Source organism: Thiomicrolovo sp. ZZH C-3, from assembly GCF_054862725.1.
Genome location: NZ_JBTKXX010000001.1, coordinates 824134 through 844158 on the forward strand (window position 1 = coordinate 824134; position 20025 = coordinate 844158).

Genomic DNA, 20025 nt, shown 5'->3' on the forward strand with positions numbered 1-20025 from the left:
GATAGCATAGTGGTAGCAAAAGTACAAGCAGATGAAATCAGTTCAATCATCAAAGAACGTATTGAAAACTTTGAACTGAACGTCGATATTAATGAAACAGGGAAGATCGTCTCTTACGGAGACGGTGTTGCTCAGGTCTATGGCCTGTCCAATGCAATGGCCGGTGAAATGGTCGAATTCGAAGACGGGACTCAGGGTCTCATCCTCAACCTCGAAGAGAGCAGCGTCGGTGTTGTTATCCTCGGTAAAAGCGGTGCACTGCGCGAAGGCATGAGCGTCAAGCGTCTGGGCAAGCTGCTGCGCGTACCGGTCGGTGACGCACTGCTGGGCCGCGTTGTCAACGCCCTCGGTGAGCCGATCGACGGCAAAGGCCCGATCGAAGCAACGGAAAACCGTTTCGTCGAAGAGAAAGCCCCGGGCATCATGGCACGTAAATCCGTCCATGAGCCGATGGCAACGGGTATCAAATCTATCGATGCACTCGTACCGATCGGCCGCGGCCAGCGCGAGCTGATCATCGGTGACCGTCAGACAGGTAAAACGACGGTCGCTCTCGACACGATCATCAACCAGAAGGGCAACGGCGTTGTCTGTATCTACGTTGCTGTCGGTCAGAAAGAGTCTACGGTCGCTCAGGTCGTCCGCCGCCTCGAAGAGCACGGTGCACTCGAGTACACGATTATCGTTTCCGCTACGGCGTCCGAAGCAGCTGCCCTGCAGTTCCTCGCACCGTACACGGGTGTTACGATGGGTGAATACTTCCGTGACAATGCACGCCACGGTCTGATCGTTTACGATGACCTTTCCAAGCATGCGGTCGCTTACCGTGAAATGTCCCTGATCCTCCGCCGCCCTCCGGGCCGCGAAGCGTTCCCGGGTGACGTCTTCTACCTCCACTCCCGCCTCCTCGAGCGTGCTGCAAAGCTCAACGATGAGAAAGGTGCAGGTTCACTGACGGCACTCCCGATCATTGAAACACAGGCGGGTGACGTTGCGGCATACATTCCGACAAACGTTATCTCCATTACCGACGGCCAGATCTTCCTCGAGACAGACCTGTTCAACTCCGGTATCCGCCCGGCGATCAACGTCGGTCTCTCCGTATCACGCGTCGGTGGTGCGGCACAGATCAAAGCAACCAAGCAGGTTGCCGGTACACTGCGCCTCGACCTGGCACAGTACCGCGAGCTCCAGGCGTTCGCCCAGTTCGCTTCCGACCTTGACGAAGTCAGCCGCAAGCAGCTCGAGCGCGGTCAGCGCATGGTCGAAGTGCTCAAGCAGCCGCCGTACTCTCCGCTGACAGCTGAGAAGCAGGCACTGGTCATCTTCGCAGGTAACGAAGGCTACCTCGACGATCTGCCGGCAAGCAGCGTTGTCAAGTTCGAAGCGGAACTCTATCCGTTCGTAGAGGCTTCTTATCCTCAGATTTTCGAGAACATCCGTTCTACGTCCAAAATCGATGATGAGACGAGTGCCCTGATGAAAAAAGCGATCGAAGAGTTCAAAGCGTCTTTCGTCGCTGAGTAAGGACCATCATGGCCAACTTAAAAGATATTCAACGGAAGATCAAGAGTGTCTCTAGCACGCAGAAGACCACGCGTGCGATGAAGCTCGTCTCCACGGCGAAACTCCGCCGTGCGGAAGAGCTCGCAAAGCGCTCACGTCTTTTTGCCGAAAAAACGAATGCCATGATCTCCGAACTGGCCAGCCAGATCGAATGTATGAAGATCGGCGGTATCGAAAACCGTGCGTTCTCCGAGATTGAAGCGCCGAAAATGGTCGATATCATTTTCGTCACGGCCGACAAAGGTCTGTGCGGCGGTTTCAATATGCAGACGATCAAAGCGGTTCGCAAGCTGATGGCCGAGTTTAAAGACGAGAAGGTGAAAGTACGCCTTCGCGGTATCGGCAAAAAAGGGATCGAGTTCTTCACCTACAACCAGGTGGAGATGCTCGACGAAGAGATCGGTCTGAGCTCAGCGCCGGACATGGATCGTGCCGCCGAGTTCATGGATGCATCCATCCAGGACTTCAAAGAGGGCAAGATCGACGGTGTCTATGTCGTCTACAACGGCTACAAGAACGTCATTACGCAGGAACTCCACGTCAACCGCATTATGCCGGTCGATACGGATGAGTTCGACTGCCAGGACGTCAGCAAAGGTTCCCTGCTGGAACTGGAAGCGGAAGACAGCGAGAAAATGCTCGATTCACTGCTGACGAAATACGCAGAGTACAACATGTACTACGCCCTGATCGATTCGGTCGCGGCGGAGCACTCTGCACGGATGCAGGCGATGGATGCGGCAACGAACAATGCCAAAGAGATGGTTAAGAAACTGACAGTCGAATTCAACAAGGCACGTCAGGAAGCAATTACGACCGAGCTGATCGAAATCATCAGCGGTGTCGAGTCGATGAAATAGGAGGAATCGAATGGTTGGAAAAATTATTCAGGTCATGGGACCGGTTGTCGACGTTGAGTTCGACGGGAATCTCCCGGCGATCAATGAAGCGATCGAAGTAAAAGCAAGCGTGGAAGGCAACGAGTTCCGTCTGGTTCTCGAAGTCGCTTCCCACCTCGGTGACGGTCGTGTCCGTACGATCGCCATGGATATGACAGAGGGCCTCGTCCGCGGTACAGAAGCGGTCGCGACCGGCGCTCCGATCAAAGTTCCGGTCGGTGAAAAAGTCCTCGGCCGTATCTTCAACGTTATCGGTGAAACGATCGACGAAGGCGACCAGGTCACTGACGCTGAGATGTGGTCTATCCACCGCGATCCTCCGCCGCTCGTCGAGCAGAGCACGAAGACAGAGATGTTCGAAACGGGCATCAAAGTCGTCGACCTCCTCGCACCGTATGCGAAGGGTGGTAAAGTCGGTCTGTTCGGTGGTGCCGGTGTCGGTAAAACCGTCATTATCATGGAGCTGATCCACAACGTTGCGCATGCGCACAGCGGTTACTCCGTCTTCGCCGGTGTCGGTGAGCGTACCCGTGAAGGTAACGACCTTTACCACGAGATGAAAGACTCGAACGTTCTGGACAAAGTTGCCCTCTGCTACGGCCAGATGAGCGAGCCTCCGGGAGCACGTAACCGTATCGCCCTGACGGGTCTGACCATGGCGGAATACTTCCGTGATGAAAAAGGCCTCGACGTTCTGATGTTCATCGACAACATCTTCCGTTTTGCGCAGTCCGGTTCCGAGATGTCTGCACTGCTCGGCCGTATCCCGTCTGCCGTCGGTTACCAGCCGACACTGGCACGTGAGATGGGTGCGCTTCAGGATCGTATTACCTCTACGACGAAGGGTTCAATCACTTCTGTCCAGGCGGTTTACGTCCCGGCAGATGACCTGACTGACCCGGCGCCGGCGTCTGTCTTTGCCCACCTCGATGCGACGACGGTTCTGAACCGTAAGATCGCCGAAAAAGGTATCTACCCGGCCGTCGACCCGCTGGACTCTACGTCCCGCCTGCTCGACCCGCAGATCATCGGTGAAGAGCACTACAGCGTTGCACGCGGTGTTCAGAAAACACTGCAGAAGTACAAAGACCTGCAAGACATCATCGCGATCCTCGGTATGGACGAGCTCTCCGAAGAGGACAAAGCGACGGTTGAACGTGCACGTAAGATCGAGAAGTTCCTTTCTCAGCCGTTCTTCGTTGCAGAGGTCTTCACGGGTGCTCCGGGTAAATATGTCTCCCTCGAAGACACGATCAAAGGCTTCAAGGGTATTCTCGAAGGTGAATACGACCATATGCCGGAAAACGCATTCTATATGGTCGGTGATATGAAAGAGGCGATCGAAAAAGCTGAAAAAGCCAAAGCGTAATCTTTTTCAGTGCAAAAGGAATAAGTAATGGATACTTTTAAACTGGAAGTGATCACGCCGAACGGTCTCATTTTTGACAATGAGGCCGTCGAAGTCACGCTGCCGGGTGAAGAGGGTGAGTTCGGTGTTCTGCCGCGCCACGCCTCTTTGACTACGCAGCTCAAAGCCGGCGTTATTGACATCGTCACTGCAGACAAGCGGACCGAGTCCATTGTCGTAAACTGGGGTGTGGTTCAGGTGACTGAATCAAAGGTCACGGTCCTGGTTGACGGTGCCGTTGCGATCCGCGGCGAAGGCGAAAGCGAAATCGCCAAAGTCCTCGAGGATGCGAAAAAACTCCTGGCAGACGTCTCCGACTCCAAAATGGCACTGGCTTCGGTCTCTGCCAAGATCGAATCGGCTGCACACAAACTGCTCTAAGCGACGATCATGTTTGATTCGCTCAGCGACTACTATCTCAAAAGCAACAGTGTCACCCTCGCGGTGCTGGCACTGCTTGCCGTCTACTTCATCGTAATAAACTGGACCTTTTTCTACCGCTATCTTTCACTCAACCGCTGGGTCGACAAAGAGACGGATTCCCTTGAATCGCTTCTGATGGGTGCACAGGGGATTGCAGCAAACTCCTACCTGAACCACTTTATCAAAAGCAGCAAACGTCTCTCCGCGGAACTTTTCGACCTGGGTCTTTTCGCCGGTACGAAAGAAGCGACCAAAGGGTTGGCTATCCTCTCCGTGGTGGCCTCCACGGCGCCGTTTATCGGCCTGTTCGGTACGGTTGTCTCGATCCTTGACACCTTCAACAATATCGGTAGCGCCAGCGGAACGATGGCCGTCATCGCCGCCGGCGTCTCTGACGCACTCGTCGCGACGGCGGCGGGTATCTTCGTCGCGATCTTCGCGTACACCTACCACCAGATCCTCAAACGTCGTGCGTACGAGCTGACGGGCCTGCTGCAGATGCAGCGCGACGCCCTGATGGCGAAAGAGACGGACGCCGCGTGAGTGTCTTCGACTGGGATGAGCGCCCGGAACTGAACATTACGCCCCTCGTGGACGTCATGCTTGTGCTTCTGGCGATCCTGATGGTCATTGCTCCGAATATCGTCTATGAAGAGCTGATCAACCTTCCCCAGGGATCGGCGCAACAGCAGATGTCGAAAAAGCCCCCCGTGCATATTGTCATAACGAAAGAGGGTATCATTCTTGTCAACAAAGAGAAGTTTGACCGTCTCGGGTTCATTGACAACTTTTACCGCTTTGCGGAGCAGAATCTCGATGCCAAATCAACGGTCACCATCAGTGCCGACCGTTCCCTTGATTACGGCATGGTGATGTCGGTACTGGCGGCAGTAAAACAGGCAGGTTTTAGTGAAGTCTCTCTCGCTACCAACGGTTGACGACCCCCGGGATTTCTACCTGGGCGGTCTGTATGCCGTTGTCCTTTTTGTCCTGATCGTACTGCTTTTTTTCCAGCTCCTGCGGGGATTGGACAAAATGCACAGTTACGCCATGACCAAGAGTGCGACGGTTTCGGTCTCGCTTGTCGACGTGCCGCTGGTGACCTCCAAGCAGAACAACACCCCCCAGCCCGTGCCCAAACAGGAAGCGGCGCCTGAGCCGACCCCGGAGCCCGAAGAGAGCCCGGCACCGGTCGAGGACATCTCCTCGCTCTTTTCGGATATCCAGACGCAGAAGATCGTGCATACAAAACGGCCTGATCCGCAGAAAAAACTCGATACGAAGCGGCTGGCCAATCTCCAGAAGCGGATCAAAACGACAAAAAAGCGCGAGACGACGGCAACGGCGGAGAAGGTCAAGAATCTGAACCTTGTCAAGCCTATGCAGGAGGCCGGCGGGCAGAGCGCATCGGGCGGCGCGGAAGTCAATGTGTATTACGCTAAAATACAGGCCACTATCTACGAGAACTTCTTCCCGCCGGTCAATTCAGAAGGTTCGGTTTCACTGATCCGCATCTGGATTTCGGCGGGCGGGAAGATGACACGCTTCAAAGTGCTGCGCCCTTCGGGCGAATCCTTCTTCGACCGGGAGGTCGCCCAGCTGGAGAAGCGCCTGCAGCGTGTCAGGTTCGAGAGAAACCCCAAAGGAAATGAGGCCGTGCTGGACGTCAGCCTGGTCTCCAAGGAGTAACGATGCGTTTTTTCATTGCACTGATGATGAGTGTGACGTTGATGTTCGCCGCCGATGCGACCATTGAAGTCGTCAAAGAAGCCGACAGCCTGCCGTCCATTGCCGTGGAGGATGCCTCGGTCGATTTCACGGGTACGCCGGCCAAACGTTTTTACAGACTGCTTTCGAGCGACCTGAACGTTCTGACGCTTTTCAATGTCGATCACCATTACGCCACGACCCATTTTGACAACGCTTCGGTGCTCAACCGCGCCATGGACTACACGCTGCGTTTCCGCCTGCGTGACGACGATGCGGCCTTCGTCGCCGACATCCGCCTGTTCCAGGATGACAAGGTCGTCCTGCAGAAAAGCTACCGTGTGGCCAATACGGGCATGAGTCCCTTCGTCGCCCATGCGATCGCCTACGATATCAACGACTTCTTCGGCCAGGCACCGCTGGAGTGGCTCAAGCGCAAGATCATCTTTGCACGCCTCAAGGGGCGTATGGAGAGCGAAATCGTCATTGCGGACTATACGCTCTCCTATCAGCATGTCATGATCAAGGGCGGGCTCAACGTCTTCCCGAAATGGGCGGACGAAGCGCATACCGCCTTTTACTACACCTCCCTCAGCGGGAACAAACCGACGCTTTTCAAGATCGACGTACGCACCGGTGCCCGCAAAGCGATGCTGAGCTCGGACGGGATGATGGTCTGTTCCGATGTCAGCCGAGACGGGCGTGAACTGCTGCTCACCATGGCGCCGAAGGGGCAGCCGGATATCTATCAGTACAACACGGTGACCAAGACGGCCAAGCGCGTGACAAGCTACGGCGGTATCGATGTCAACGGCCAGTTCATGAACGACGGCCGCGTCGTATTCATCTCGAACCGCCTCGGGTATCCGAATGTTTTTGCCAAGCGTCCGGGTGAAGCGAAGATCGAGCAGCTTGTCTTCTACGGTAAAGACAACTCCGCGTGCAGCGCGCACAACGAATATGTCGTTTACAAGGCCCGTGAAACGAACAATGCCTTCGGGCCCAATACTTTCAACCTCCACCTGATCTCGATGAAGACGGACTTTATCCGCCGCCTGACCGCCACCGGTATCAACGAGTTCCCGCGTTTCTCCAACGACGGCGACGCGATCATCTACATCAAGAACTACAAGCAGCAGAGCGCCATCGGGGTGATCCGCCTGGCGCAGAACAAGAACTTTCTGTTCCCCCTTGCAAGCGGAAAAATCCAGTCTCTGGACTGGTAATCTGCAAACTTAAAGCAGGTTGCTATATCTTGTTAAGTTTTTTTTGCTAAAATCATCTGGATTATTTCGTGGACATCCTCGTAAAAGGCTCTGTTCGGACTTCCCAAAGGATTGTGATGAAAAATGTGTTGGTATACAGCAGTGTAGTTCTGATGTTGTTGGCTGGATGTAGCTCAAAGACACCGGCGATCGATGAGACGCAGACGGGTGCAGAGAGCACTCAGATGGAGAGTGCGGCGGACGCGGATACGGTCGTTGTCGATGAGAACGCAGGTGTCAGCGACAGCACGATCGAGATCGGCGAAGAGACGATGAGCGCACTGGAGAGCCAGATGCAGTCCATCTACTTCGCATTCGACAAATTCGATATCAGCATGGAAGCATCCTCGAAGCTCCAGACAAACGCGGCCCTGATGCAGGGTAAAGCGGCAGCCTTCAACATCAAGATCGAAGGTAACTGTGACGAATGGGGTAGCGACGAGTACAACTTTGCTCTGGGCCTCAAACGTGCAAAAGCAGCCAAGGACGCTCTGGTCGCCGAAGGTGTGAACGCCGAGCGTATCAGTATGGTCAGCTACGGCGAAAGCAACCCGGTCTGTGTCGAGAAAACACAGGAGTGCTGGTCCAAAAACCGCCGCGACGATTTCAAACTCCTTCCGTAATCGGAAAAGATGAAACGTCTTTCCCTCCTTCTGGCGGGCGCCCTGCTGCTTCAGCTGCAGGCGTCTGAGCCTTCCGTTTTCGGTGCCGGCAATCTTGACAGCGACTCGCCATACGGGTTGACGGAGTCTGAAAAAAAGATTGTCGAAAACCGTCAGAACCTCAAAAACACCAAACGTAAATCCCAAGAGAACAGCGCCCAGCTGCAGAGTCTGCGTGAACGCATCGACGGCTTGCAGACGATCATCGAAGGATTGGCGGAAAAAACCCAGGAAAACAAGCTCAAAGTCAGCGAACTGACCACCGGCGAAGATGTCGGTGCGCAGCGCGATGCCAGGATCACGGCGCTTGAAGAGGCGCTCCGGGCGGACGAGGCGAATATCGCGTCGCTCAAGACGCTCCTGGAGAGCATGGCGACGCAGGTGGACAGCATCAACGCCAATTACGTCTCCAAGGATGAGTTCAATGCACTCGTCGGCGAGATCAACGCCTTCAAACGCGATCTGGGAAAAACCCTTAAAAGCGTCAGTGCCCCGGCGGCAGGGCCCTCCCTGGAATCGAAGTCGAGCAAGGAGCTTGCCGCCGAAGCGAAGGCAAGCTACAACAAGCTCTTCTTCAAAGATGCCATCCCGATGTACGAGGAGCTGATCCGTCGGAACTACAAACCGGCCTATGCGCACTTCATGATCGGGGAGATGTGGCACTACCGCAAGTCATGGTCCAAAGCACTCTCGTACTACAAAGAGAGCGCGGCCCGTGCTTCGAAAACGTCATTCATGCCCACGCTGATGCTGCACAGTGCGGAATGTATGATGCATACCGGTGATTCGGCAAACGCGAAAAAGTTTCTCCGGTCACTTATCGCTAAATACCCTGCCTCCGGTGAAGCAGCGGAAGCAGAACGGCTTCTGAATACTTTGTAGGCAGCTATAGCGCCACTTTTTCAGCCGCGCTATAGTTAGATCGGGTTAGAATCCCTAAATTTTTGTAAAGGTTATATTATGGCAATCGAAACGAATCAAGTCGTATCCATTCAGTATGAAGTCCAGGCCGACGGCAAGGTCGTTGACTCCAACATCGGCGGTCAACCGCTCGTTTTTATGTTCGGCAAAGGACAGATCATTCCGGGCCTCGAAGCAGGTATCCAGGCGATGGCAGCCGGCGATAAAGGCGACGTACTCGTCAAAGCGTCTGACGCTTACGGCGATTACAACCCTGAAGCGACTCAGGACGTTCCGAAAGAGCAGTTCGCCGGTATCGATCTGCAAGAGGGCATGACGCTCTACGGCCAGGGTGAAGACGGTGGTACTGTCCAGGTTGTCGTCAAAGAGATCAAAGACGAGAGCGTTGTCGTAGACTTCAACCACCCGATGGCGGGCAAAGATCTGATGTTCAGCGTGACGATCAATGACGTTCGCGACGCAACTGCCGACGAGATCGCCAGCGGCGTTCCGGCAGAAAACAAGGTGGACGACGGCGGTTGCTGCAGCAGTGACAGCGGCAGCGGGCACAGCTGTGGCTGCCACTGAGTTTCTGGCGGCCTCACACGCTTCGACTGAAGCGCTGCGGACGGCGACACTCCTCAAGACCCTGCAGGTCAATGCGCTTATCAGCGGACCGAAGGGCACAGGCAAACAGACGCTTGCACGGGTGATCCTGCCCGGCGCGGTCGTACTGGACGCACGGGATTTTGACAATGTGCTCAATGCGCTTGAAAGCAATGACGAAGTTGTTTTGACGCATATTGAACACTGTCCGAATATTACGCTCCTCTTCGAGCGGGTCAAGACGGAGAAGGTCCGCATGATTGCCACGGCATCGTCCGAATACCTCTCCGACGCCATCTGGGAATTCTTCAGTGTCAAGATCGCCCTGCCGCCGCTGCTGGAGCGTCCCGAAGATGTGGAACTGCTTGTCAGCCATTTCAATGCCGAGGCGGACCGGATCTTCGATCTCACCCCCGATGCCTCCCCTGCGGGCAAAAAGCCGGACCTGAGCGACAACGCCTACTCCCTGCGCAAACAGATCTATTTCGAGCGCCTGATGGGCGGGGTCAACGAAAGCGAGGTGATGCAGGTGATGGAGCGTTTCCTGCAGACGCAGATGGGGTCGCATAACGACTACCGCAAGTTCCTGCACCTCTACGAGGTCCCACTGATCCGCACAGGGCTGCGCAAGTTCAAATCGCAGCTGCAGCTGGCGGAGCGCCTGGGGCTGAACCGCAACACCCTGCGCAAAAAAATTGCGGAAAACGAGCAGTTCGGTCTGCTTGAACCATAAACACAGGAGGAGAAATGAGTCAGAAAATCGCGATGGTGTTCCCGGGACAGGGGAGCCAGAGTGTCGGTATGGGCAAGGCGTTCTACGAGGCGTCGGATTATGCAAAAGAGATGGTCGAGAAGGCCAGTGACCGCATTGGGGTCGACTTTAAAGCGTTGATGTTCGAGGAGAATGCGAAACTCGACCAGACTGCCTATACCCAGCCGGCGATCCTGCTGGTGTCGATGATGGCTTATAAGCTTTTCCAGGAGGCGCGCCCGACGGCGCCGACACTGCTGCTGGGGCACTCCCTCGGCGAAGTGTCCGCCGTCTGTGCGGCCGGGGCGATCGATTACCTCGACGCCGTGGAGCTGGTGCACAAGCGCGGCCAGCTGATGCAGGGTGCCTGCGAAGGTGTCGAGGCGGGAATGATGGTCATCGTCGGTCTTGACGATGCCGCGGTCGAGACGATCTGTACCGACGCCCGCAACAAAGAGAACAAGCAGGTCTGGCCCGCGAACTACAACCAGGATGGCCAGCTGGTCGTCGCCGGTCTGAAGCCGGACCTTCAGAGCCTCGAAGCCACTTTCAAGGAAGCCGGCGCGAAACGTGCCCTGCTGCTGAACATGTCGGTCGCGAGCCACTGCCCGCTGCTCTCCGCCGCGCAGGATCCGCTGCGGGCCGAGCTGGAGAAAGTGCTGCACGACCCCTTCGACGCGCCGATCATTTCCAACGTCACCGCCAAGCCGTACCATACGAAACAGCAGGCGGTGGAACTGCTCAGCGAACAGCTGATCTACCCGGTACGCTACAAGCAGTCCGTCGCCGCGATTGCCCCGGACGTCGATCTTGCTATCGAGTTCGGCAACGGCAAGGTCCTTGCGGGCCTTAACCGCCGTATCGCCAAAGAGATGAAGACCCTCAACGTCTTCGACATGGATTCGCTCCAGGCTACCCTCGACGCACTGCAATGACCGTCACACTTGTCCAGAACGCCCCCCGGCTGAACCGTACGAACCGCGAGACGTGCGAAGCGCTGGCGGCCGCCTATTCCGGACGCAACGACGTCATCGTCTTCCCGGAACTGGCGCTCAACGGCTACCTGCTTCAGGACAAGGTCTATGAGGACGCCTGGACGCTGAGTGAACTGGAACCCCTGGCCAAAGCGAGCCTCGCCTGCGACATTGTCGTCGGAGCGGCCCTCAAAGAGAACGGACGGACCTACAACACCGCGTGCTACTTCAGCGGCGGCGAACTGCGGCACGTGCACCGAAAGCTCCACCTGCCCAATTACGGGATGTTCGAGGAGGCACGCTACTTCTTCAAGGGGGAGCGCATTGATGCCTTCGAGACGACATTCGGCCGCTGCGTCATGCTGGTCTGCGAGGACCTCTGGCGTGCCCAGACGATGGCCGATGTCGCGGCGCTCAAACCGGAGTTCGTCTACGTGATCGCCAACTCCCCGGCACGGGGTTTCGAAGCGGATGGCCTGGCCATCGAGGGGCAGTGGGACGCGCTGCTCAAATCCCTCGCGCAGCTCTCCAACGCCTACGTCATCTTTGTCAACCGCGTCGGTTTCGAAGACGGCCTGGGCTTCTGGGGCGGCAGCCGCGTCATCACGCCGCGCGGCGAAGCGGAAGAGACGCTGCCGCTCTTTGATGAAGCCGTGGTCAGCGTGACCCCGGACCACCGTCTGCACGACGTCGAGAAGTGGCTCGCCAAGATCGACTGAATACCCTCTCCACACCGCGGCGGCAGTGCCGCCGCATTTTTTTCACAATATGTACTTTTGTTCTCTTTCGGTCCGCTATGCCATACCGTTCCCGGTCAGAAACCGGTGCAGGGCGTTGGCGAATGCATGGGCGTCTTTGGGACCGAAGGGTTTCGGTCCCCCGGTGACGACGCCGGTGTCGCGGATCGTCTCCATCAGGTTGCGCATCGCCAGGTACTGCTTGATGTTGTCGGGCGTATAGCGCTCCCCGCGGTGGTCGATGGCATGGGCGGATTTGGCGAGGACCCGGTCGGCGAGGGGGATGTCCGCCGTGATGACGAGGTCGCCGGGGGAGAGCAGCTCGACGATCCTGTCGTCCGCGGCATCGGCACCCGCTTCGACGATGACCGTTTCGATCCACTCAGACTCCCCCAGCCGGACGGGTTTGTTCGACACAAGCACCAGGGGCAGCTTCACCCGTTCGACGGCGCGTACCACGATGGGTTTGAGGAGGTTGGGGAAGGCATCCCCGTCGACGTAAACGGTCACTGCGCGATCCTGACGCGGAACTTTTTGCCCTTGATCTTGCCGCGGTTCAGCTGCTGCAGGGCAGTGTCGGCGACGCCCTGTTCGACGGCGACGTAGGCGAGGGTGTCGTGGACGGCGATGCTGCCGACCGCTTTGCCGTCGATACCGCCGGAGGCACAAAGGGCCCCGAGGAGATCGCCGGGCCGCAGCTTCTGTTTCCGGCCGCCGTCAATCCGCAGGACGGCGAAAGCGGGGAGAAAGTGGACGGGGTCTGCCGGGGAAAACCCGGAAGTGTCTTCGGGGGTGAAGGGGGTCTTGCCGGCGGCCGCAAGACGTTCGGCGGCGGGCTGCTGCCTGGGGGTAAAGAGTGTCAGCGCCATGCCGGTGCTCCCCGCCCGGGCCGTGCGGCCGATGCGGTGAAGGTAGGTCTCGGGTTTTTCGGGCAGGTCGAAATTGATGACGGCACCCAGCGCTTTAATATCGAGCCCCCTGGCAGCGACGTCCGTTGCGATGAGCAGCCGTACGCCGCCGAGGGCGAAACGCGTCAGCACCTCGCTGCGTTCCCCCTGGCGCAGGTCGCCGTGCAGCACGGCCGCGTCGTACCCCTGTCCCGCAAGGTCTTCGGCGAGGGCGTCACACCCTGCCTTCGTATTGCAGAAAACGACAGCGGATTCGGGAGCGTAGCGCCCGAGGAGACGGAGAAAAGTGTCGATCTTTTCTCCTTTGACCCTGAAAAAGTGCTGCGCGAGTGTTGCCTCCGTGCTGACGTGTTCCACCTCCACCGTCACAGGATCACGCAGCAACGCGGTGGCGATGACGGCGATCGTATCGGGGTAGGTGGCCGAAAAGAGCAGGCTTTGGCGGGGGGTGGTCAGATGCGAGGCGATCTGGATGATAGCATCATGAAAGCCCAGGTCAAGCATTTTGTCGGCTTCGTCGAGCACGAGGGTATGGACGGAAGCGAGCGACAGCGTCTGTTTCCCGAGATGATCGAGGATCCGCCCCGGGGTGCCCACGACAATGTGTGCACCGTACTGCAAAGAGTCCCTTTGCGGGGCCAGCGGCACCCCGCCGCAGAGCGTCAGGATCTTGATATTGGGCCGGTGGCGTGCGAGGCGGCGAAGTTCTCCCGCCACCTGCTCCGCCAGCTCCCTGGTCGGGCAGAGGACAAGCCCCTGGACGTTCTTCTCTTCCTCTTTGAGATTCAGGAGCATACCGATCCCGAAGGCGAGGGTTTTGCCGCTGCCGGTCTGTGCGCGGACCACGGCGTCCCGGCCTTCGAGCAACGCCGGAAGGCTCTGTTCCTGTACGGGGGTCATACGGCGGTAACCGAGGGTATCGAGGGTCTCCAGCAGTGCTGCGGGCAGAGGAAGGGTGGTAAAAGGCTTGGAGGTCACGGCGGCTCTTTGTGGCAGGATGCTTCGGGAACGTCTTCCGAAGGCGTGATGCCATTGTAACGTATTGCGGGCCCGCGGCCTTTTACCGCGCTCTGAAGCGCTTTGGCTATAATTGCATCAACTTTACGATGCAGGAAGAATGATGAAAATAGCCATTATGGGGGCCATGATCGAAGAGGTGGAGCCCTTCCTCGACGCCGGGGAGCACGAGCCGCTGCTCCAATACTTCAAGAAGCACAACGACATCGAATATGCCGGCAACATTTACCATGAAGCCCGTTTCAAAGGGCTTGATATCGTGCTGGGCTACAGCAAGATCGGCAAGGTGAACGCAGCATTGACCGCCGCGACAATGCTGGAGAAGTTCGGCTGCGAGATGCTGCTTTTCACCGGGGTGGCGGGTGCCGTGAACCCCGAACTGAAAATCGGCGATCTGATCGCCGCGACGCAGCTGTGCCAGCACGACCTTGATATCACGGCGTTCGGTCATCCGCACGGTTATGTGCCCGAAGGCAAGGTCTACGTCGAACCGTCCCGCGAACTCCTGCATATGGCCAGAAGCGTTGCCGGGGAGAAAGGGATCGAACTCAAAGGGGGGATCATTGCGACCGGCGACCAGTTCATCGCGGACGCAGAGCGTAAAGCGTGGATCGAAAAGACGTTCGAGGCGGACGCCATCGAAATGGAGGGGGCGGCCGTCGCCGTCGTCTGCGATGCGATGCAGGTTCCCTTCTTTGTGCTGCGTGCGATCAGTGATGCCGCGGATATGGACGCGACGTTTGATTTCGACGAATTTCTGAAACATTCGTCACAGGTCAGCAGCAGTTTCGTTATGGGGATGCTGGAGAAGATCGCCGCCAACCATGCTCAGTAAAAAAATCATGCGGCAGCTCGGCCGTACCAACGCCGCGTTCAACCTGGTCGAAGAGGGGGACCGCATCCTCGTCGGCCTCTCCGGCGGCAAGGACTCCCTGACGCTGGTGCATGCCATGAAGGAGCAGCAGCGCCGCGCGCCTTTCAACTTCGAGTTTGTCGCCGTCACCGTTGCTTATGGGATGGGGGAGGATTTTTCCGCACTGATCGAACACTGCCGTTCCCACGGCATCGAGCACCACATCCACGATACCAACATCTACGACACCGCCAAAGAGAAGATCCGCAAAAACTCTTCGTACTGCAGCTTCTTTTCGCGGATGCGCCGCGGGTCGCTCTACAGCGCCGCGGAGAAGTTCGGCTGCAACAAGGTGGCCCTGGGGCATCACCTCGACGATGCGGCCGAAAGCTTTTTCATGAACCTGATCTACAACGGCCATCTGCGTTCGCTCGCCCCGAAATACCGTGCGGACAACGGGCTCGTCGTCATCCGCCCGCTGATCCAGATGCGCGAACGCCAGCTTGCGGCCGCCGCGCACGACAACGACTGGCCGACCATCGGCGACGAGGCGTGCCCCTCCATGCGTTTCGACGTCAAAATGCCCTACGCCCGGGCCGAGATGAAAACGATGCTTTCCGAGATGGAGGGCAAATACCCCGATCTCTTCACGTCGATCAACGCGGCCTTCGGCCATATCTCCGACGACAGTTTCTTCGATCCGGAGCGTTTCGCGCTCTAGCGATGCTTTCGGGTGCGGTGGCGCCGCACGGAGAGGATCCAGAGGCGCTGGACCAGGTAGTAGCCTGACACCGAAAAGAGGGTGGAGTAGAAGAGGGCGCCCGTATAGAGCGGTGCGACGATCTCCTCGAAATGTGCTTCAAACCACTCCAGGCTGACGGCGACGTGGGGCAGATCGTGCATGCCCAGCAGGAAACCGCCGGTCTTATACTCGACATAGTAGATAAAGGGCATCGTCGCGGGGTTGGTGATCCAGACCAGGGCGATGGAAAGCGGCAGGTTGAAGCGGAAAAGCGGCTGCAGCAGCACGATGGCGACCATCTGGGCGGGCATCGGGATAAAGGCGATGAAGAGGCCGACGAGAACGCCTTTTGCAACTGCATGTCTGTTCACGCTGAGAAAAGCACGGGGGATCTTGTACTTCGTAATGATGTCGGCATACTTTTCATTGAAGCGGCTGCGTTTGAAAAACCGTCGGATCATGCCGTCACCCCGTACAAAAGTCGCAGTATTATAACTGCTTTAACGAAATCGGCTATTAAAACTGGAATAAAATTCGTTTAAATGATAGCCGATATAATTTTGCCTAATTTTTATAACCTAATGATTTCAAAGGGATGATAATGTCAAGTCTTAACGTATATCCGGACAAAGAGCTGCTGGAAAACTCCGATATGGTCGTCGTCGACATCCGCACCGAAATGGAGTGGATGCAGACGGGCGTCGTACCGGGATGCAAAACGGTCACTTTTTTCCAGATGGACGGAAGCTACGATGCAGAAGGTTTCATGAAGGCAATGGATGCGCTCGGCGGCAAAGAGAAAGAGATCGGTTTCATCTGCCGTACCGGTTCCCGTACGGCGCAGGTCGCCATGTTCATGAAGCAGCAGGGCTACAACGTCAAGAACCTCGCCGGCGGCGTCATGAAACTGATGAGCGAGGGGTACGAACTCGTTCCCTACAAGGGCTGATCGCCCTCCCTCCCCGTTACAAACTCGCTGCGCAGCTCCCCGAACAGTCTTAAAATACTCTGCTGATAGGCAGTCACGTCGGGATCGTCCTGGCATCCGAGCAGCGGTTCGAGCTGGGACAGATCGATCTTCAGCGCATAGCGCGGGACGGAACGGAGGTCACGGATGATGTCCTCTACCAGTGCATCGATGTCCAGTCCGTTATTCTTCAGGACCTTTTCCACCATCTCCCGTGTTGTCAGCACCAGGGTGTTTGAACGGTCTTCGTCGTTGTAGATCTTCATCCCCGCCTCTTTGACGACATCGAATTCACACTCGTTCGCTTCGTTGTCGGCCGAGATGAGCGCGGCAAAAAGTTTGGCACGGAATTCAAGTGAACTGTGATGATAGAGGAAAATCTCCCTGAACGCGTTGAACAGGAAGTGTTTGAAGCTGAAGCGGACCGCCATCGTGTCGTCACCCCTTAAGGCATTTGGGATATTATACTGCATGCAATATTTCAGGGCACTTTTCCTCGCCGTTTTTTTCGTTCTCTTTTCAGGCTGTAGCCAACCCAAAGCCGCGCTGCAGCACACACTGCCGCAACCGTGCGGTATCTACGATATGAAACAGGCCGCCTGTATCGGCGATGCGGAACTGGCGGCACGCCTCGCGCCCTACCGGGTGCTCTTTGTCGGGGACCATCACGCCAGCGAAGCGATGCACAAACGCCTGGCCGGCGTGCTGCGCCGCCTGGGGGAAAACGGCCGGCGTCTGCTGCTGGCCAACGAATGGTTCACGCCTTCGGACGATGCCCTGCTGTCACGCTATGCGCGCGGCGTATATGACGGGAACTTCACCGCAGATATCGACTGGAAAACGAAGGCAGGCTACCCCTTTTCATCGTATGAACCCATCTATAAAAGTATCCAAAATGCCAGGGGGATGCTGTACGGCATCAATATGACAAAAGCCTTTCAAAAGGCGGTCTCGGATGCCAATCTGAGTGCCATGTCCGGGGATGAACAGGCGTTCTTCAGGGATCTCGATCTGAATTTGAGTGCGCACCGGGCGATGCTCGCACCCTTCTTCGCCCACTGCCATGCCAAACAGGCGGGGGAAGACGCGCGGCAGTGCCGGGAACGGATGTACCGGGTGCAGGTCGCATGGGACAGCTACATGGGAGAGCAGAGTGCACGGCTTGCCGCGGAAGCATTGCATTCGGACAAGGAGCTGCTCGTCGTCTTTGCCGGGGCGTTCCATATGGCCTACGGCCTGGGGATCAACGCCCGCTTCGCCCGCCGCAGCCCAGAGCCTTACGTGACGATCCTTCCCGTACCTGCCGGCAGTACCGATGCCGACGTCGGCGAGGCGGATTACCTGCTCTTCTACACCCCCGATGCACCTCCCAAGGAGAGAGAATGACGCGCGAATCGAAACGAATCTACGGCTGGGCGCTGTATGACTGGGCCAATTCCGCCTATGCCACGACGGTCATGGCCGGCTTTTTCCCGCTCTTTTTCAAGGCGTTTTACAGTGCCGACACCGATGCCACGCTCTCGACGGCCCAGCTGGGGGTCGCCAACGCGGTTTCGAGCATCATCGTCGTGCTGCTGGCACCCCTGCTCGGGGCCATCGCCGATGCCGGCGGCATCCGCAAGCGTTTCTTGCTGATGTTCGCCTTCCTGGGGATCCTGATGAGCGCCGCGCTCGCCCTGGTCGGAAAGGGGCAGTGGGAGCTGGCCGCATTCGTCTATGTCCTGGGGAACATCGGTTTTATGGGCTCGAACATTTTTTACGACGCCTTTCTCCCCTCGGTCACCTCGGAGGAGCGTTTCGACAAGGTCTCCGGGCTCGGGTATGCGCTGGGGTATCTCGGCGGCGGGATCCTGTTCGCGCTGAACGTGGCGATGGTGCAGCAGCCCGGGTGGTTCGGGCTTGCCGACGCTGCGGCAGGGGTGAAGGCCTCTTTTGTCTCGGTGGCGCTGTGGTGGATGCTCTTCGCACTGCCTTTTGTGCTCTGGGTCAAGGAGAAGCGCAATACCCGCAAAATCGGTACAGTGACGCTGACGGTGCTCGGATACCGGCGCCTGATGCGTACCTTTCACAAGATCAAGCATCTTAAAGGCCTCTTTCTTTTCCTTGTCGCCTACTGGTTCTACATCGACGGGGTCGACACGATCATCCGGATGGCCGTCGATTACGGTATGGCAATAGGGTTCGAGGCCGGGGAGCTGATCAAGGCGCTGCTGCTAGTGCAGTTTGTCGGGTTCCCTGCGACGATCCTCGTCGCGAAGCTGGCGCAGATGTGGGATACGAAAAAGGCGATCTACCTGACCCTTGGGTTCTATGTCCTGATCGCCGTGCTGGCGGCCTTCATGCACGACGTCAGCTCCTTCTACCTGCTCGCGGCGATGATCGCGCTGGTGCAGGGCGGTATCCAGGCGATGAGCCGGTCATACTATTCGAAAATGATCCCGGCGGAGTATGCGGCGGAGTTTTTCGGCTTTTACAACTTCCTCGGCAAGTTCGCTACGGTCCTTGGGCCGCTGCTCATCGGTGCGGTCGCCCTGGCGACGGAGAGCTCCCGGCTGGGGATCGCCTCGGTCGCGGTCTTTTTCGTGATCGGTGCGGTACTGCTCTATATGGTCGATGAAAAAGCGGTGGCGGAGGAGGTCAGAGGGGCGATGCGCTAAGCTGGCGCAGCACCTTGTGGTCGGCCCCGCTCAGGGCCAGCGCGTCGATCTCTTCCCTCCCGAAATAGGTGAGCTCCTCGCGGTGTGCTTCGCAGAGCCAGACCTGCGCTTCGAGCCGGAAGTGCGAATAGACCTGCACGATACTTTCGAGCGTTTTCCCCTCTTCGGGAGGCGCCATCTGCTCATGAAATCCCCAAAGCCCGTGCAAGAACCGTCCTTCGCGCTGTTTTAGCCCGTAGCGGCCGTTGTGCCGGTAGACGACAATGTGCCGTTCGCGTACCGGGACGCTTTTACGCTTTTTCGGGGCGGGGTAGCGCAGCGGGTCCCCCGCGGCACCCCTGCAGACACTTTCGAAGGGGCAGGCGTCGCACCGAGCCGTTTTGGGGAGGCAGAGCGTTGCGCCGATATCCATCATCGCCTGGTTGAACTCAAAGGGGTGTGCGGGGTCAAAGAGCTTTTGGGCCAGTCGCCAGAGGGTTTTCTCGTCGGCCTCCCTGCGGCCGTAGAAACGGTAGAGGATCCGTTTGACGTTGGCATCGAGGATGGGCACAGGCGCGCCGTAGGCAAACGCGGCGATGGCGTGGGCCGTGCTTCTGCCGATCCCGGGCAGGCGGTTCAGCCCCTCGACGCTCTCAGGCAGAAAGGGTGCGGCGAGCTGGGCAGCCCTGTGGAGGTTTTTTGCCCGGGTATAGTACCCCAGCCCCTCCCACTGCTTCAGTACGTCATCCAGCGGAGCGCTCGCGAGGGAGGAAAGCGTCGGAAAGCGCTCGAGAAAGGGGAAATAGAAACGTTCGAGCACGGTTCTGACCTGGGTCTGCTGCAGCATGATTTCGCTGACCCAGATACGGTAGGGGTCATCGGTATTGCGCCACGGAAGGGTATGGCGTCCGTGGGTTTCGTACCACTGTAGCAGTCGGGTGTGCAGATCTTCTTTCATGGGGCGGATTATAGCAGACCCCTATCCCGGTTACAATCGGACGGCG

General features: G+C 57.6%; 24 protein-coding genes. 19 read left to right on the plus strand and 5 right to left on the minus strand.

Annotation, left to right across the window (positions count from 1 at the left end; translation table 11 throughout):
- Positions 1-9 precede the first annotated feature (9 nt).
- The 14 genes from atpA (at position 10) to ACXWTF_RS04260 (ending at position 11880) form a co-directional block, all read left to right on the plus strand.
- The gene (gene atpA / locus ACXWTF_RS04195) at positions 10-1527 is read left to right on the plus strand and encodes a F0F1 ATP synthase subunit alpha (RefSeq protein WP_461713754.1); all 1518 of its coding nucleotides are present in this window, start codon (positions 10-12) and stop codon (positions 1525-1527) included.
- Between the two features lie 8 nt (positions 1528-1535).
- Positions 1536-2426, plus strand: a complete 891-nt coding sequence (gene atpG / locus ACXWTF_RS04200) for an ATP synthase F1 subunit gamma (protein WP_461713755.1) — start codon at positions 1536-1538, stop codon at positions 2424-2426.
- 10 nt (positions 2427-2436) lie between these two features.
- Positions 2437-3834: a F0F1 ATP synthase subunit beta gene (gene atpD, locus ACXWTF_RS04205; RefSeq protein WP_461713756.1), complete on the plus strand. Its 1398-nt coding sequence runs from the start codon at positions 2437-2439 to the stop codon at positions 3832-3834.
- Positions 3835-3861: 27 nt separating this feature from the next.
- A complete protein-coding gene (gene atpC, locus ACXWTF_RS04210; RefSeq protein WP_461713757.1) occupies positions 3862-4254 on the plus strand; it encodes an ATP synthase F1 subunit epsilon in 393 nt (130 codons plus the stop codon).
- Positions 4255-4263: 9 nt separating this feature from the next.
- Positions 4264-4839 (plus strand): MotA/TolQ/ExbB proton channel family protein, encoded by a 576-nt coding sequence (locus ACXWTF_RS04215; protein WP_461713758.1) that lies wholly within the window; start codon positions 4264-4266, stop codon positions 4837-4839.
- A 56-nt stretch (positions 4840-4895) separates the two neighbouring features.
- Positions 4896-5234, plus strand: a complete 339-nt coding sequence (locus ACXWTF_RS04220; RefSeq protein WP_461714568.1) for an ExbD/TolR family protein — start codon at positions 4896-4898, stop codon at positions 5232-5234.
- The gene (locus tag ACXWTF_RS04225) at positions 5206-5985 is read left to right on the plus strand and encodes a TonB C-terminal domain-containing protein (protein WP_461713759.1); all 780 of its coding nucleotides are present in this window, start codon (positions 5206-5208) and stop codon (positions 5983-5985) included. The genes ACXWTF_RS04220 and ACXWTF_RS04225 overlap by 29 nt, the downstream gene beginning before the upstream one ends.
- Before the next feature lie 2 nt (positions 5986-5987).
- Positions 5988-7229: a Tol-Pal system protein TolB gene (gene tolB / locus ACXWTF_RS04230; protein ID WP_461713760.1), complete on the plus strand. Its 1242-nt coding sequence runs from the start codon at positions 5988-5990 to the stop codon at positions 7227-7229.
- Positions 7230-7345: 116 nt separating this feature from the next.
- Positions 7346-7891 (plus strand): OmpA family protein, encoded by a 546-nt coding sequence (locus ACXWTF_RS04235; protein WP_461713761.1) that lies wholly within the window; start codon positions 7346-7348, stop codon positions 7889-7891.
- A gap of 9 nt (positions 7892-7900) precedes the next feature.
- Positions 7901-8812: a tetratricopeptide repeat protein gene (locus ACXWTF_RS04240; protein WP_461713762.1), complete on the plus strand. Its 912-nt coding sequence runs from the start codon at positions 7901-7903 to the stop codon at positions 8810-8812.
- 78 nt (positions 8813-8890) lie between these two features.
- Positions 8891-9418: an FKBP-type peptidyl-prolyl cis-trans isomerase gene (locus tag ACXWTF_RS04245; RefSeq protein WP_461713763.1), complete on the plus strand. Its 528-nt coding sequence runs from the start codon at positions 8891-8893 to the stop codon at positions 9416-9418.
- Complete coding sequence (locus ACXWTF_RS04250; RefSeq protein ID WP_416768795.1) at positions 9405-10169, plus strand: helix-turn-helix domain-containing protein; 765 nt, start codon at positions 9405-9407, stop codon at positions 10167-10169. Before ACXWTF_RS04245 ends, ACXWTF_RS04250 begins: the two co-directional genes overlap by 14 nt.
- A gap of 14 nt (positions 10170-10183) precedes the next feature.
- A complete protein-coding gene (gene fabD / locus ACXWTF_RS04255; protein WP_461713764.1) occupies positions 10184-11122 on the plus strand; it encodes an ACP S-malonyltransferase in 939 nt (312 codons plus the stop codon).
- Complete coding sequence (locus tag ACXWTF_RS04260) at positions 11119-11880, plus strand: nitrilase-related carbon-nitrogen hydrolase (protein WP_461713765.1); 762 nt, start codon at positions 11119-11121, stop codon at positions 11878-11880. The genes fabD and ACXWTF_RS04260 overlap by 4 nt, the downstream gene beginning before the upstream one ends.
- A 75-nt stretch (positions 11881-11955) precedes the next feature.
- On the opposite strand, the gene ACXWTF_RS04265 is transcribed toward ACXWTF_RS04260, so the two are convergent.
- Entirely contained in the window at positions 11956-12408 is a 453-nt protein-coding gene (locus ACXWTF_RS04265) for a YaiI/YqxD family protein (RefSeq protein ID WP_461713766.1), read from the minus strand.
- The gene (gene dbpA / locus ACXWTF_RS04270) at positions 12405-13784 is read right to left on the minus strand and encodes an ATP-dependent RNA helicase DbpA (protein WP_461713767.1); all 1380 of its coding nucleotides are present in this window, start codon (positions 13782-13784) and stop codon (positions 12405-12407) included. Before dbpA ends, ACXWTF_RS04265 begins: the two co-directional genes overlap by 4 nt.
- 139 nt (positions 13785-13923) lie before the next feature.
- Between dbpA and ACXWTF_RS04275 the strand changes: the two genes are divergently transcribed.
- Positions 13924-14658, plus strand: a complete 735-nt coding sequence (locus ACXWTF_RS04275) for a 5'-methylthioadenosine/adenosylhomocysteine nucleosidase (RefSeq protein WP_461713768.1) — start codon at positions 13924-13926, stop codon at positions 14656-14658.
- Positions 14648-15397, plus strand: coding sequence for an ATP-binding protein (locus ACXWTF_RS04280; protein ID WP_461713769.1), 750 nt, complete (start codon positions 14648-14650; stop codon positions 15395-15397). Before ACXWTF_RS04275 ends, ACXWTF_RS04280 begins: the two co-directional genes overlap by 11 nt.
- Here ACXWTF_RS04280 and ACXWTF_RS04285 read toward each other — a convergent pair.
- Positions 15394-15879 carry a DUF2062 domain-containing protein gene (locus ACXWTF_RS04285; RefSeq protein WP_461713770.1) on the minus strand — a complete coding sequence of 162 codons (486 nt, stop codon included), beginning with the start codon at positions 15877-15879 and terminating at the stop codon, positions 15394-15396. The two genes, ACXWTF_RS04280 and ACXWTF_RS04285, sit on opposite strands and share 4 nt — an antisense overlap.
- A 140-nt stretch (positions 15880-16019) precedes the next feature.
- Here ACXWTF_RS04285 and ACXWTF_RS04290 point away from each other — a divergent pair, with 140 nt between their 5' ends.
- Positions 16020-16367: a rhodanese-like domain-containing protein gene (locus tag ACXWTF_RS04290; protein ID WP_345970985.1), complete on the plus strand. Its 348-nt coding sequence runs from the start codon at positions 16020-16022 to the stop codon at positions 16365-16367.
- On the opposite strand, the gene ACXWTF_RS04295 is transcribed toward ACXWTF_RS04290, so the two are convergent.
- Positions 16355-16858, minus strand: a complete 504-nt coding sequence (locus ACXWTF_RS04295; protein WP_461713771.1) for a hypothetical protein — start codon at positions 16856-16858, stop codon at positions 16355-16357. The two genes, ACXWTF_RS04290 and ACXWTF_RS04295, sit on opposite strands and share 13 nt — an antisense overlap.
- Here ACXWTF_RS04295 and ACXWTF_RS04300 point away from each other — a divergent pair.
- Both ACXWTF_RS04300 and ACXWTF_RS04305 read left to right on the plus strand, forming a co-directional pair.
- Complete coding sequence (locus ACXWTF_RS04300; protein WP_461713772.1) at positions 16857-17771, plus strand: ChaN family lipoprotein; 915 nt, start codon at positions 16857-16859, stop codon at positions 17769-17771. The two genes, ACXWTF_RS04295 and ACXWTF_RS04300, sit on opposite strands and share 2 nt — an antisense overlap.
- A complete protein-coding gene (locus tag ACXWTF_RS04305; RefSeq protein WP_461713773.1) occupies positions 17768-19042 on the plus strand; it encodes an MFS transporter in 1275 nt (424 codons plus the stop codon). The genes ACXWTF_RS04300 and ACXWTF_RS04305 overlap by 4 nt, the downstream gene beginning before the upstream one ends.
- Here the strand turns inward: ACXWTF_RS04305 and mutY are convergent.
- Positions 19023-19979, minus strand: a complete 957-nt coding sequence (mutY, locus tag ACXWTF_RS04310; protein ID WP_461713774.1) for an A/G-specific adenine glycosylase — start codon at positions 19977-19979, stop codon at positions 19023-19025. The two genes, ACXWTF_RS04305 and mutY, sit on opposite strands and share 20 nt — an antisense overlap.
- Between the last annotated feature and the right edge of the window lie 46 nt (positions 19980-20025).

Coding starts and splice junctions, on each gene's coding strand:
- atpG (WP_461713755.1), top strand. CDS start 1,536: ATGGCCAACTTAAAAGATATTCAACGGAAGATCAAGAGTGTCTCTAGC.
- atpD (WP_461713756.1), top strand. CDS start 2,437: ATGGTTGGAAAAATTATTCAGGTCATGGGACCGGTTGTCGACGTTGAG.
- atpC (WP_461713757.1), top strand. CDS start 3,862: ATGGATACTTTTAAACTGGAAGTGATCACGCCGAACGGTCTCATTTTT.
- ACXWTF_RS04215 (WP_461713758.1), top strand. CDS start 4,264: ATGTTTGATTCGCTCAGCGACTACTATCTCAAAAGCAACAGTGTCACC.
- ACXWTF_RS04220 (WP_461714568.1), top strand. CDS start 4,896: ATGCTTGTGCTTCTGGCGATCCTGATGGTCATTGCTCCGAATATCGTC.
- tolB (WP_461713760.1), top strand. CDS start 5,988: ATGCGTTTTTTCATTGCACTGATGATGAGTGTGACGTTGATGTTCGCC.
- ACXWTF_RS04235 (WP_461713761.1), top strand. CDS start 7,346: ATGAAAAATGTGTTGGTATACAGCAGTGTAGTTCTGATGTTGTTGGCT.
- ACXWTF_RS04240 (WP_461713762.1), top strand. CDS start 7,901: ATGAAACGTCTTTCCCTCCTTCTGGCGGGCGCCCTGCTGCTTCAGCTG.
- ACXWTF_RS04245 (WP_461713763.1), top strand. CDS start 8,891: ATGGCAATCGAAACGAATCAAGTCGTATCCATTCAGTATGAAGTCCAG.
- fabD (WP_461713764.1), top strand. CDS start 10,184: ATGAGTCAGAAAATCGCGATGGTGTTCCCGGGACAGGGGAGCCAGAGT.
- ACXWTF_RS04260 (WP_461713765.1), top strand. CDS start 11,119: ATGACCGTCACACTTGTCCAGAACGCCCCCCGGCTGAACCGTACGAAC.
- ACXWTF_RS04275 (WP_461713768.1), top strand. CDS start 13,924: ATGATGAAAATAGCCATTATGGGGGCCATGATCGAAGAGGTGGAGCCC.
- ACXWTF_RS04280 (WP_461713769.1), top strand. CDS start 14,648: ATGCTCAGTAAAAAAATCATGCGGCAGCTCGGCCGTACCAACGCCGCG.
- ACXWTF_RS04285 (WP_461713770.1), bottom strand. CDS start 15,879: ATGATCCGACGGTTTTTCAAACGCAGCCGCTTCAATGAAAAGTATGCC.
- ACXWTF_RS04290 (WP_345970985.1), top strand. CDS start 16,020: ATGTCAAGTCTTAACGTATATCCGGACAAAGAGCTGCTGGAAAACTCC.
- ACXWTF_RS04300 (WP_461713772.1), top strand. CDS start 16,857: ATGCAATATTTCAGGGCACTTTTCCTCGCCGTTTTTTTCGTTCTCTTT.
- ACXWTF_RS04295 (WP_461713771.1), bottom strand. CDS start 16,858: ATGCAGTATAATATCCCAAATGCCTTAAGGGGTGACGACACGATGGCG.
- ACXWTF_RS04305 (WP_461713773.1), top strand. CDS start 17,768: ATGACGCGCGAATCGAAACGAATCTACGGCTGGGCGCTGTATGACTGG.
- mutY (WP_461713774.1), bottom strand. CDS start 19,979: ATGAAAGAAGATCTGCACACCCGACTGCTACAGTGGTACGAAACCCAC.